Origin of the sequence: Kribbella caucasensis (assembly GCF_004361855.1) — a bacterium.
GTDB classification, from domain to species: Bacteria; Actinomycetota; Actinomycetes; order Propionibacteriales; family Kribbellaceae; genus Kribbella; species Kribbella caucasensis.
In genome coordinates, this window is the sequence record NZ_SNWQ01000021.1 from 1 (window position 1) to 12,386 (window position 12,386).

A 12,386-nucleotide genomic window follows, 5' to 3' on the forward strand; every position below is an offset into this window, starting at 1 on the left:
AACCGGCCGATACGAATTCGCCATATCCCAATACTCGAACACCCACCCGGTTATCCACATCACCGCCACGCCCATTTCCCAACAGGCTCTACAACGGGCTAGCGGCGCGACAGACCGCTAGTGGCACGGCAACCCCCTAGCGGACGGCGGGCGGTGTCGTACCGCGTGCGGATACTGCGAATGTCCCCGCTACTGGGGACATTCGCAGTACCGGTGGGAGCCGGGGTGGTTAGGGGGTGAGGTTGGGGTGGGTGGGGAGGGTGGCTTGGTTGGCGGCTGTCAGGCCGGCGTGCCAGCCTTCGCCGTTGGTGATTCGGGTGCGGCGGGTGGTGGTTTGGGGGAAGAGTTTGGTGAAGAGGGCTTCGACCTGGTGGTCTCGTTGGGTGAGGACGGGGAGCAGGCGGTCCCGGTCGGCGGCGGAGACGGCGGCCTGGGTGGCGGTGGTGGCGGCCTCGAGGCGTTCGCCGATGCGGTGGGCGTAGGCCATCAGGAAGGACTGGCGGAAGGAGCGGGTGCGGGACTCGCCGCGGCGGCCGAGGTGTTTGCCGGCGGCAAGCATTGCCCGGTTGGCCTGGACCAGCAGGGAGGTGGCGAGGAGTTCGGTCAGGTGCAGGTCGAGCTCGGCGCCGACGACGGTGACGACGGCCAGCTGGTCGAGGCTGACGGTGCGGCAGCGGTTGGCGTTTGCGACGGCACCGACGAGTTGCGCTTTCGCTGAGACGTAAGGGGTTTCGACCCAGATCCGGCGCGCGCCGGAGTCGTCGGGGATCTCCACCGATGGCGCGGCCTCCACCAACGCTTGGTCGAGGGAGAACTTCGCCATCAGCTCCTGCGCCTTGGCCGACAACGCCTCCGCCTCTTCTGGGAACTCGGTCCCCTCCGCCTTCGCCAGCAGTGCCCGGATGCGCGCGAGGATCTTCTGGTCCGCTGGCGGTGCGGATCCGGCGCGCATGTGGTGCGCCGTACCGGGGAGGGGGAAGAGGCGGGCCAGGGCCGGAAGCGTTTGGAGGAAGCCGGCCAGGGCGAGGGACGTGTGCAGGGTCAGGTAGCGGCCGAGTCGTTGGGTGGCGGCCCAGCCGGTCAGGTCGAGATCGGCGAAAGGGGTGCTGATGCTGAAGTCCGCCAATTGATCCCGCCAGCGCGGGTCGAGAGTGGAGGCCTTGTAGGAGCGGTGTTCGGCGGCGATCACGGCGAGCAGCAACGGTTCCGCGCCGGCCTCGAGCTTGCGGCGGCCATGTTGGACCACGTCTGCGGGAGCCCAGCCGCGCTCCCAAGATGATCGGATCAGTCCGACCAGGAATCCACGCAGGCAGCGATCGACCTGCGCCTGATCCTGCTCGTCGTACGAGCCGAGGCGCGCAAGGTAACCGTCCGCCGCGCCGACGCCGGCTGTCACCGCGGCGGCGGCCGATGGCAGCAGTCGCAGGATCTCCTGATCATCCACGCCGAGAAGTCTCGCACCCGAGGACAACCCGCCACGGCCCCCGAACTCAGTCCTGTACATACCCCGCTCCTTCGGTGGTGAGGTGGATGCGACCAAAGCCACATCGCCCGAACATGCGTTCGAGATTACCTCCACCCCGACCACCAAAGCGAATCGCCAAGACGCTATTTCCCCTTATCCACAAGGGGAAAACATCACACCGGGCAAACCAGCAAAACGGATATACGCCGCAAACTACTCACCACCGGCCCGGCTGAGCGGGAGCCCGAAGGCGGTGAAGAGCGACGGTTTGTGGAATGCCAGAACCGCGGAGATCCCCGCCTTGGTCACCGTCAGCGTCTGGAGCGAGTGCGCATGGAAGAAGCCATCGTCACCCCGGACATAGAAGGCGAACGCCGGAGCACCGTTGGCCGACGTCTCCACCATGATCCGTCGGCCCTCCCCACGCGGCAGCCGAGCCTCGAGCAAGCGCATCACATCGGGACGACCGCTGAACCAGGTCGGGATCGGCGGCATCTCCCACCGGGTGTCCTCGGTGAGCAGTCCCTCCAGCGTGACCAGGTCGGCCCGTTCGAAGGCGACGGCGTACTGGTCGAGCAGCGCACGGCGTACGGGCTCATCGGGTTCACTCAGGTGTTCCTCGGCGGGCGCGAGCCGGGCCAGCTCCGCACGAGCACGCTGGAGCGAGCTGTTCACGGCAGCTGACGTGGTGTCGAGCAGTTCGGCCACCTCAGCCGCCTGCCACGCCAGCACGTCCCGCAGGATCAGTACTGCGCGCTGCCGCGGCGGGAGGTGCTGCAGAGCCGCCACCATCGCCAGTCGCAGGCTCTGCCGGTTCCCCACCACCAGGGCAGGGTCGAGGAGGTCCGGGAAAGGCTCCAGCCAGCTGATCTCGAGCGCCTGTGCCTCCAGGTCGTACGGGTCGTTGCCGGGGGCTCCCAGTGCGGACGGGACCACCCGGCGACTGCTGTGCTGCAAGGCGTTCAGGCACACGTTCGTCGCGATCCGGTAGAGCCAGGTCTTGACCGACGAGCGCCCCTCGAAGGCCGCGAACCCCTTCCACGCGCGCAGGTACGTCTCCTGCACGGCGTCCTCCGCGTCGTGCAGCGACCCGAGCATCCGGTAGCAGTGCGCGACCAGCTCACCCCGGTACTGCGCGAACTCGTCCTCCAGGTTCACACCCGCTCCTCGACTTGTCCCGTGACCACCACAACGTCCGTACTACGCCGCGCGCTGATCCCGAGTCCGGCTAGTCCCCCGGCCAACGACAGTACGCCGCAGACCGCCATCGCGCGGGTGAATCCGCCGTCGAAGGACTGGTAGCCACCAGCGGCGGCGAACACCGCGGCCGCGATCGCCACTCCGGCGACACCGCCGACCTGGCGCCCCATCCCGTAGATGCCGGAAGCGATTCCGACCGACTCACGAGGCAGGGACCCGATTGCGGCGCTCTGAGCGGCCGGCATCGCCATGGAAACACCGCAGCCCGCGACGATCAGGGGCGCCACGAACTCGTAGTACTGCATCCCCGGACCGGCGACCAGTGCGATCCAACTCATTCCCACGGCCTGCAGTGTCAGGCCGGTCACCACGAACGGCCGCTCGCCGAACCTGTCCACCAGCCGACCAGCGATCGGCGCGACCAGGAAGAGCGTCGCGGTCCACGGCAGCAACTGCAGACCGGCTTTCAGCGGCCCGGAACCGAGCACTACCTGCATGAACTGGGCCAGGAAGAACACCGCCCCCAGCAGGGCTGCGGTGAGGAAGAAGCTCGCGGTGTTCGCCGCGGAGAAGGCCGGCACCCGGAAGAAGCCCAACGGCACCATCGGCTCGCGGGCCCGCCCCTCCCAGGCGAGGAACCCCAGCAACAGCAGGGCTCCCACGACCATCGACCCGATCACCTCAAGGCTCGCCCAGCCAGCCACCTCACCCCGGACCACACCCCAAACGAGGCCGAGAACCGCGAGCGTGATCAAGGTGGCTCCAGCCAGATCCACCCGGCGGGCGACTCCCCTGCTCTCCGGGATCCAGCGCAGCACCAACGGGATCGTCAGCACGCCGACCGGCACGTTGATCCAGAAGATCCACTGCCAGGCCAGACCCTCGGTGACGACACCGCCGACCACCGGGCCGCCGAGCACGGCCAGGCCGGTGACGCCGCTGAAGATGCCGGTCGCCCAGCCGCGGCGCTCAGGCGGGAACGCCGCGCCGAGCAGTCCCATCGCGAGCGGCATCACCGCGGCCGCCCCGATGCCCTGCACCGTCCGGGCCGCGATCAGCCACGGCACGGACGTCGCCAGCGCGCAGCCGATCGACGCGACCGTGAACAGGGCGAGCCCGGCCGCGAAGGTCCGGCGGCGACCCCACCGATCGCCGATTGCGGCCGCCGTCATCAGCAGCATCGCGAAACTCAGGCTGTATGCGTTCACGGTCCACTCGAGTTGCTCGATCGAGGCGCCCAGGTCGCGCCGGATCGTGGTCAGCGCGGCCGCCACGACCAGGACGTCGAGGGCGACCATCACCGAACCGATCGAGGTCAACGCCAGCACCCACCGCTGCTCGACCGTAGTCACCTGCTTGCTCACTTCGCCTCCAGGATTTCGCTGTCACAGGTACTGACAGCGGCCGGAGCCCGGATTCATCGCAGCGATGAGTTCTCGCCTTCCCAACTGTCTGCAGCAGTGAGAACACGACCCTGGAGGACTTCATGAACGCAGCAGTGATCCGCTACCGGACCAAGCCGACGGCGGCCGACGAGAACCAAAAGCTGATCGAGAACGTCTTCGCCGAGCTGGCCGAGACGGCACCGGAGGGCCTGAGCTACGCCAGCTTCCGGCTGGCGGACGGCGTTTCCTTCGTCCACGTCTTCAGCGGCGACGACGCCGGCCTGACCGCGCTTACCGCGTTCAAGGAGTTCCAGCGCACTCTGGGCGACCGCCTCGAAGCCGGCCCGGACCGAGAGGACGCAGGCCTGATCGGGCGGTACGCGGGCTGAAGGTCTGCCCAAAAGGACACTGTATGACACCACCCCGAGCACTTAGAGTGACAACACATCTCGGGGAGGACAGCTATGACTCAAACAGCCGGAACCGGCACCATCGACGAACTGCGGAAGACTTTCCAAGGCGAGGTCTTCGGACCCGAGGATCCCGGGTACGACGACGCCCGCCGGGTGTGGAACGCGGTTCACGACCGACGGCCGGCCGTGGTCGCCCGGTGTGAGAGCACCGAGGACGTCCGGACGGCGATCGGATTCGCGACCGAGCACGATCTCGAGATCGCGGTCCGGGGCGGCGCGCACAGCGTGGCCGGCGATTCGGCCATCGACGACGGGCTGGTGATCGACCTCAGCAAGCTCAACGAGGTCACCGTCGACGCCGAGGCGAAGCGGGCCAAGATCGGCGGCGGCGGCCTGCTGGGCGACCTGGACGCGGCCACCCAGGAGTACGGGCTCGCCGTACCGGCCGGCATGGTCAGCCACACCGGCGTCGGCGGGCTCACGCTCGGCGGCGGGATGGGCTGGCTGACCCGGATGCACGGGCTCAGCATCGACAACCTTGTCTCGGCCCAGCTGGTCACCGCCGACGGCCGGGTACTGCGGGCCGCCGAGGACGAGAACCCGGACCTGTTCTGGGCGATCCGCGGGGGCGGCGGCAACTTCGGCGTAGTCACCGAGTTCGAGTTCCGGTTGCACGAGGTCGGGCCGATCGTCCATCACGGCATGCTGTTCTGGGACCAGGCGCAGGGCCCGGAGGTGTTCAAGCTGGCGCGCGAGCTCTTCGCGGATCTCCCGCGCGAGATCAATGTCGCGATCGCCGGGCTGAACGCCCCGCCGGCGCCGTTCGTGCCGGAGCACCTGCACTTCCAGCTGGGCTACGCGTTGCTGGTGAACGGATTCGGATCCGCCGAGCAGCACGCGGAGCTGATGGACCGGCTGCGGACGGCGCTGCCGCCGCTGTTCGAGTTCGCGACGCCGATGCCGTACACCGCGGTCCAGCAGCTGATCGACGAGGCGAACGGCTGGGGCAAGTACAACTACGAGAAGGGCGCGTACCTCGAGGAGCTGACCGACGACGTGATCGCGGTGATCACCGAACACCTGCCGCGCAAGCAGTCGCCGATGTCGATCAACCTCTACTACCGGCTGGACAACGCCTACTCCGAGGTCGCCGACGACGCCACCGCGTTCAGTGGGGGCCGGTCGCCGCGCTTCGCGACCTTCATCGTCGGCGTCTGCGGAGTCCCGGAGCTGCTGCCCGTCGAACGGGAGTGGGCCCGGTCGTTCTGGAGCGCCCTCGTCCCGCACTCGCTCGGGATCGGCAGCTACGTGAACTCGATGGGCGAGATCGAGGACGACCGGGTGCGGGCGTCGTACGGCGAGAAGTACGAGCGGCTGGCCAGGGTCAAGGCGGAGTTCGACCCCGACAACGTCTTCCACCGCAACGCCAACATCCACCCCGCCCGGATCGGCTCGCGATTGATTTAAGCCTTCCTGAAGAGGAACGTGAAAGGTTGCCGGAAACAACAGTGTCACTGGGGGAATGCGCACTCAGGGTGACAGCAACCGCACATCGGGGAGGTAACCATGACTCAGACAGCAGGAACCGGCATCGACGAGTTGCGGAGTGTGATCGGTGGGCCGGTGCTCGCACCGGCCGATCCCGGGTACGACGAGGCCCGCAAACTGTGGAACGCGGCCATCGACCGGCGCCCGGGGGTGATCGCCCAATGCCGGAGTGCCGAAGACGTCAGTAAGGCCATCGCGTTCGCCCGTGAGAACGGTCTGGAGATCGCCGTCCGGGGCGGCGCGCACAGCCCTGGGGGCTCGAGTTCCGTCGAAGACGGCATGGTGATCGATCTGAGCCTGCTCAACCAGGTGACGATCGACCCTGAGGCGAAGCGGGCCCGGGTGGGTGGCGGCGCGCTGCTCGGAGATCTCGACGCGGCCGCGCAAGCCCACGGCCTGGCCACGCCCGCCGGGATGGTCAGCCACACCGGCGTCGGCGGGCTCACCCTCGGCGGCGGGATGGGCTGGCTGAGCCGCAAGCACGGGCTCAGCATCGACAACATCGTCTCGGTCGAGATCGTCACCGCCGACGGGCAGATCCGGCGGGCCTCCGAGGACGAGAACCCTGACCTGTTCTGGGCGATCCGTGGTGGCGGCGGCAACTTCGGCGTGGTCACGGAGTTCGAGTTCCGGCTGCACGAGGTCGGGCCGATGGTCCAGTTGGGCATGCTCTTCTGGGACCTGTCCAAGGGCACCGAGATGTTCCGCGTGGCCCGTGAGGTGATCGCGAAGCTCCCGGCCGAGGTGAACATCATCCACGGAGCCGTGAGCGCCCCGCCGGCCCCCTTCGTCCCCGAGCAGTACCACTTCCAGCCGGGCTACATCATGGTGGTCACTGGTTTCGGGTCCGCCGAGGAGCACGCGGACGTACTGGCAGAGATCCGCACAGCGCTGCCGCCGCTGTTCGAGTTCGCCAGCCCGATGCCGTACACGGCTCTTCAGCAGATGCTGGACGACGCGAACGCGTGGGGATTCCATGCCTACGACAAGGGCGTCTACCTCGACGACCTGTCGGACGAGGCGATCCAGGTGATGACCGAGCACGCGCCACTCAAGCAGTCACCCGGTTCCGTCATGCTGATGTACCGCCTCGACCAGGCCTACACGGAGGTCGCCGAGGACGCCACCGCGTTCAGCGGCACCCGCGAGCCCGGCTACGCGGTCTTCATCATCGCGGTCTGCCCGACACCGGAGCTGCTCGAGCACGACCGGGTCTGGGTCCGCTCCTTCTGGGACGCACTTGTCCCGTACAGCCGGGGGATCGGGAGCTACGTCAACGCGATCAGTGACGACAACGTCGACGACCGGGTAAAGGCCTCGTACGGCGCGAAGTACGACCGGCTGGCCGCGATCAAGGCGCAGTACGACCCGGACAACGTGTTCCACCGCAACGCCAACATCAAGCCCGCTCGGTAGGGGCCAGCGCCACGGAGACGATGAGCGGAACCGGATCCTCGCCGAGGATCCGGGTCCGGCCACGTGGCCGTCAGCGTGCACCGAGCTCGTAGATCCTGACCTCGCCTTCCTGATAACGCAACACCGCCAACTCGTCCAGCTTCGCGGACACCGGTCCGGCCCGCCGGTCAGCGTAGATCCAGCGTGCGCCGTACTGCCGGTGAACCTCCTCCAGCAACTGTGGGGTCGGCGCCGTCAGTATCCGGAGGGTGAGCTGGACCCGGTCCGGCCACGGAGACGCCTGAAACCTGAAGCTCTTGCCCCCGACTCCGTTGGAGGTCAGCGACTGCTGGGTGTAGGCCCAGCCCTCCATCAGGGTTCGGCGACCCGCGATCCCGCTGACGAGATATCCTCGCGCATCGCAATCGGGGGTCCGGGGACCGCCCGACTGGCACCAACTGCCGGTGACCACTACGTCCGTCGGCGCGGAGTGCGCCCCGAGCCACACTGCCGCCGCCTGCTCGTCCGGATGGACCAGCCCGGTCACCGCGCGATAGTTCCCGTCCGTCCGGAAAGCGTAGTACGAGTACCTGGCCATGCCCGCGAGAGACAGCGCGATCACCACGAGGACGGGCACCGCGAAGCCGAGTCCCGGCTGTTTCGCCCAGCGGCGCCTACTCAATAGCCACCCGGAGACCAACAGCGCGGTCAGTACGGCGGCCACCAGCAGTGGCCGAGCCAGCGCCTCGACCTGAGCATCTCTGGAATCACCGGTTCGGAACCTGGGTTGTTCGGTGGCCTTGTAGAACACGACGCCGAGCACCAGTGCGGACACGCTGACCAGCACCATCGTCCGGCGGCTACGGCCTTCGAACGCGACGGCCACCAGCCAACCCGCCGCCGCGGCCGCGAACGGTACGACGCTGCGGAGGAAGTACTGCTCGCTCGCCCCCGGGTGGTTGACCAACAACATGCCCGCCCAAGCGCCCGCGAGGGCACCGACCAGCAGCCAGGCGACCGGATCGCGCCTGGTCGACCGGACCAGAAGCAAACCGAAACCGGTCAGCAGTCCGGCAGAAGACAACAGGATTAGTCCCAGCAGGACCGCGAGCCCGGCGATCGCCGTCGAGTCACCGAAGGTCAGCGGCGGCGGTAGCAAGCCGCCAGTGCCTGGCAGCGACGAGTCGCCGGTTATCGCGCGGTAGTCGGGCTGAAACTTGGCGATTGCCAAGAACTGGAATCCTGATCCGCTGGTGCTCCCGGCGACAAAACGCAAAGTGCCGATCATGGCGAGGACCAGGATCAGGCCAGCACTGACCGAACGCCAAGGCAGCTTCCGGTCCCGGATCAGTACGAACAGCGCGGCCAATCCGACTCCGCCGATCAGGATCGGCAAGGAAGACGGTTTCGATCCACCGCTGACGGCCGCCAGCGCGGCGGCGAGCACCCAGGCGCCACGGCCGCCGCTGCGATGGAACAAGGCGTCGACGAGGAGGATCGCCGCCGCGGCCCCGGTGACGATGCTGAATGTCAGGGAAGGGCTGAGCAGACTCGCAGATCCGGTCGGCAGGACCGCCAGTGCGGCCAGCACTCCGGTCCACCACACCTTGCTGACCTGCCGGGCCAGGGAGGCGGACACGAGCAGCACGACAAACGCCTGCGGCAGCAGCCAGAGTCGGAAATACACCAAGGCCGGCGAGATGCGAGTGATGTCCACCGCACCGGCCATGTCAGCGTTGGCGAACCAGTGGTACTCCAGCGGTTCACCAGCCACCTGCGGCAACTGCGGCGGCACCGACCGTACCAGCTCCTGCACCATCGACAGGTGAAACAGCAGGTCCGGGTAATAGGACGTACCGCTCGGTGGCGGCTTGTGATCGGAAAGCACGTTGAAAGTGACGATGACGACCAGCACGGTCGCGCAGATCGCCACGCCCCAGGACCAGGCCACTGGCAGCGGAGCCGGCGCCGCGATCCGCCAGCACGGCCGCAGCTGGGGCACCGACGCGAAGGCGGCCAGAACGAGCAGTGGCCAGGCCAGCAACCAGGATGGCAGTCCCAGCGCCGTGAAGATCGCCCAGCCCAGCAATTGGTAAGCCATCCCGACCGCTGCACCGAGGCCGACGTCCTCGGCCCAGTTTCCGGTGCTTCGCCACGCAACCCGCAGCAGCAGTACGCCGGGTACGACGACACAGCAGCCGAAATAGAGGCCGTACCTGACGATGGCGGGCAACGGCACGTCGATAGCGAGCAGTCCGCCAATGCCGGCCACAGCCGGAAAAAGCCACGGAACAAGCCGGACAACATTCGCAAGCCCGGGCGCGCGAGGACGCGTCGCAACGGTTGCCTCCCTCCGTTCGATCGCCGTCACGCCTGATCGCTCTTCTGCGGTGCTCACCGGCCTATTTGAGCACGGTGCAACTCCCACCTGGCGGAGCCTGCCGATTCCCGAGCTCGTGACGCCGCGTGGCGCTGGCCGGCAGGTAGTAGGGTCGCCCCGAGCGCCGGAGGGAACATGCGGGAAACGGACTATCACCTGAACGAATCCGAGCACAGGGGTGAGCCTCAGCCTGTGAAAAGCCGCTCATGATGTCGGTGATCCAACGCCGGCAAGCACCCGCACCGCCCGCCGAGCCGCGCCGGGCTGTCCGGGCTCGGAGTTTGTCGTTGACGGTGCTGCCGTGGCTGTTCCCGCCGCTGGCCTCGGTGGTCGGGCTGCTGATGATTGACGTGCCGCTCGGCGCGATCGTCCGCTATGCCGCTTATTTCGTGGCCTGCGTGGCCCTGCCCGGCGTCTTGTTGATGCGGGCGTTGTGGCGTAGTACTGGCAGCTGGGCCGAGGACGTCGGGTTGGGATCCGGGGTCGGCATTGCTTACCAGCTTGCGGGGTGGGCTCTGTTCACCTGGCTGGGCTGGCAGCAGGTTTTGGTCGTCTGGCCGGTCCTGGTCCTGCTGTGTTTCGCACTGGTGCCGAGGCTGCGGCCGTACTGGCGGATCGCCGAGCCCGAGCCGTTGCCGATGGCGTGGTCATGGGGCCTGTCGATCTGCATGAGCCTGCTCGCGCTGGCGATCACGCTGGGCCTGATGGCGGATCACGTGCCACCACCTCGTGGCGTCTCATACTATCCCGACCTGCTCTACCACCTGTCGATGGTGAACGAACTGCTCCGCAGCGTCCCGCCGCAACTGCCCCAGGTGGCGGGGGAGGCGTTGGAGTACCACTGGTTCTCCGATGCCGACATCGCGGGCGCCGTCGACATCACCGGGCTTTCACCGGTCCTGGTGCTGTACCGGCTGTCGATGCTGCCGTTGACGTTCGCCGCCCTGCTGGCCGGAGCCGCTTTGGCCCGTCAGGTCAGCCGGGTGTGGTGGACCGGCCTGGTGGTCGGCTTCATCTTCGTCGTACCGCATCTGGGCTTCCTGGTGCCTGCTTGGCCCCAGGTGGACCCGATCGGCCCGGTGAGCCTTCTGAGTCCCTCGCAGACCTTGGCGACCGTGGCGGTCACCGCGGCAGCGTGCTTCGTCATCGCCGCGCTCTATCGCGGCGGGGGCAGGGGTGTCTGGGTGCTCGCGGTAGCCATGGCGATCGTCGGCGGTGGCTCGAAGCCGACTGTGCTGCCCATCCTGCTCGGTGGAGTGGGAGTGTCGGCGTTGTACCTGCTGCTGAGGGACCGTCGGATCCCCTGGCGGTCCGTCCTGATCGGTGGTCTGCTGGCCGCGATAGCCGTCGGAACGATGCTCACCGTGGCCGGGAGCACCAGCGGGTCCAACGTCCAGCTCTTCGCGATCGCGAAGTTCCAGCCTGGTTATCGCGGGTCCACCGGTGACGGTTCGATGGCCGGCACGGGCGGACTGTTGCTTCCGTCCCTGACCGGGGACCGGCTTGCGGTGGCGGGAGCCGTGGTGACGCTCGCTGCCCTGGCGCTCGCGCATGCCGGCCTGCTGGCCGGTTTCGCGCTGAGCAAGGTCAAGGCGGTGCGGCACGACCCGGTTGCGTGGTGGCTGGTCGGCGCGCTGACCGCTTCCTGGCTTGGGCTGTGCTGGGTGGATCACCCGTCCGCGAGTGAGTATTACTTCCTCCGCTCCTGCGTACCGTTCGCGGCCGCAGCGGTCGCCTGGCTGGTCGCTGCCGCGGTCCGAGGTCGTAGCCGGCGCACGATCCTGCGCGTGAGCCTGGCCGGGCTGGCGACTGGTGCCGCGATTGCGGCGTGCGCGGACCTGGTCACAGAATCCGCCACCGGGTCGCGGGCCGCCCAGATCGAGGTCCTGGCCCGGCCTGTGCTGGTGGCCGTTGGGCTTGCCGTGCTGGTGCTGGCGGTATGGCTGCCGACGGCGCGCCTCCGGCGAGGCCTCGCCGGACTTGGAACGGCTTTCGCGATGCTCATGGTGATCGGACTGCCGATCGGCTCGACCGCCGCAGACGCCTGGTCGGTGCGTGACGACCCCGGCTCGGGGGGTTACGTTTCGACGTTCTGGCGGATCTACCCCGACGAGGTCGCCGCGGCTCGGTGGCTGGCGAGGAACTCGTCCCCGGACGATGTCGTGGCCACCAACACCTTCTGCCGGCCGGCTGGCGCGCAGCGGCCCGGTTGCGACGCCCGGGGATACATCGTGAGCGGCATCGCCGGTCGCCGCACGCTCCTGGAGGGCTGGGCCTATACGCAGCAGGCGTTGGCGACGCACGGTGTGAACGGCCGGAAGTACACCGTCCAGCCCTCGCCGTGGCCGGATCGGGTCGAGCTGACCAACCGGGTCCTCACCGCCCCGACCGCCCAACTGCTGACCGAAATGCGGTCGCGGTACGGCGTGCGCTGGATCTACGCGGACCTCCGCGACGGGCCGATTTCGGCGAAGCTGGACGACCTCGCCGTGCTCCGCCACCGGCAATCCCGGGTACAGATCTACGAACTCGCCGGGCCGTGAAAGGCCGAACCGGGCTTTCGCCGGGTTCAGGCGCATATCGAAAGGCTGGTATAACTC

Annotated in this window: 8 protein-coding genes; 4 read left to right on the forward strand and 4 right to left on the reverse strand. The window is 68.0% G+C overall.

Going from position 1 to position 12,386, the window contains the following annotated elements:
• Nucleotides 1-229 precede the first annotated feature (229 nt).
• From EV643_RS33480 to EV643_RS33490, 3 genes are all read right to left on the reverse strand, one after another.
• On the reverse strand, nucleotides 230-1,504 hold the full coding sequence (locus EV643_RS33480) for a DUF2786 domain-containing protein (RefSeq protein WP_133804210.1): 1,275 nt from the start codon (nucleotides 1,502-1,504) through the stop codon (nucleotides 230-232).
• 174 nt (nucleotides 1,505-1,678) lie between these two features.
• Nucleotides 1,679-2,623 carry a sigma-70 family RNA polymerase sigma factor gene (locus tag EV643_RS33485; RefSeq protein WP_133804211.1) on the reverse strand — a complete coding sequence of 315 codons (945 nt, stop codon included), beginning with the start codon at nucleotides 2,621-2,623 and terminating at the stop codon, nucleotides 1,679-1,681.
• A complete protein-coding gene (locus tag EV643_RS33490) occupies nucleotides 2,620-4,029 on the reverse strand; it encodes an MFS transporter (RefSeq protein WP_133804212.1) in 1,410 nt (469 codons plus the stop codon). Before EV643_RS33490 ends, EV643_RS33485 begins: the two co-directional genes overlap by 4 nt.
• A gap of 122 nt (nucleotides 4,030-4,151) precedes the next feature.
• Here EV643_RS33490 and EV643_RS33495 point away from each other — a divergent pair, with 122 nt between their 5' ends.
• The 3 genes from EV643_RS33495 to EV643_RS33505 all read left to right on the forward strand — a co-directional run bounded on the left by EV643_RS33495 (nucleotide 4,152) and on the right by EV643_RS33505 (nucleotide 7,427).
• A complete protein-coding gene (locus tag EV643_RS33495) occupies nucleotides 4,152-4,439 on the forward strand; it encodes a hypothetical protein (RefSeq protein ID WP_202869876.1) in 288 nt (95 codons plus the stop codon).
• 75 nt (nucleotides 4,440-4,514) lie between these two features.
• Nucleotides 4,515-5,930, forward strand: coding sequence for an FAD-binding oxidoreductase (locus EV643_RS33500; RefSeq protein WP_133804213.1), 1,416 nt, complete (start codon nucleotides 4,515-4,517; stop codon nucleotides 5,928-5,930).
• A gap of 99 nt (nucleotides 5,931-6,029) precedes the next feature.
• Nucleotides 6,030-7,427 (forward strand): FAD-binding oxidoreductase, encoded by a 1,398-nt coding sequence (locus EV643_RS33505; RefSeq protein WP_133804214.1) that lies wholly within the window; start codon nucleotides 6,030-6,032, stop codon nucleotides 7,425-7,427.
• Between the two features lie 70 nt (nucleotides 7,428-7,497).
• On the opposite strand, the gene EV643_RS33510 is transcribed toward EV643_RS33505, so the two are convergent.
• On the reverse strand, nucleotides 7,498-9,678 hold the full coding sequence (locus EV643_RS33510) for a hypothetical protein (protein ID WP_238165971.1): 2,181 nt from the start codon (nucleotides 9,676-9,678) through the stop codon (nucleotides 7,498-7,500).
• A gap of 314 nt (nucleotides 9,679-9,992) precedes the next feature.
• On the opposite strand from EV643_RS33510, the gene EV643_RS33515 reads away from it, so the two are divergent.
• Nucleotides 9,993-12,329, forward strand: coding sequence for a hypothetical protein (locus tag EV643_RS33515; RefSeq protein ID WP_238165972.1), 2,337 nt, complete (start codon nucleotides 9,993-9,995; stop codon nucleotides 12,327-12,329).
• Nucleotides 12,330-12,386 lie beyond the last annotated feature (57 nt).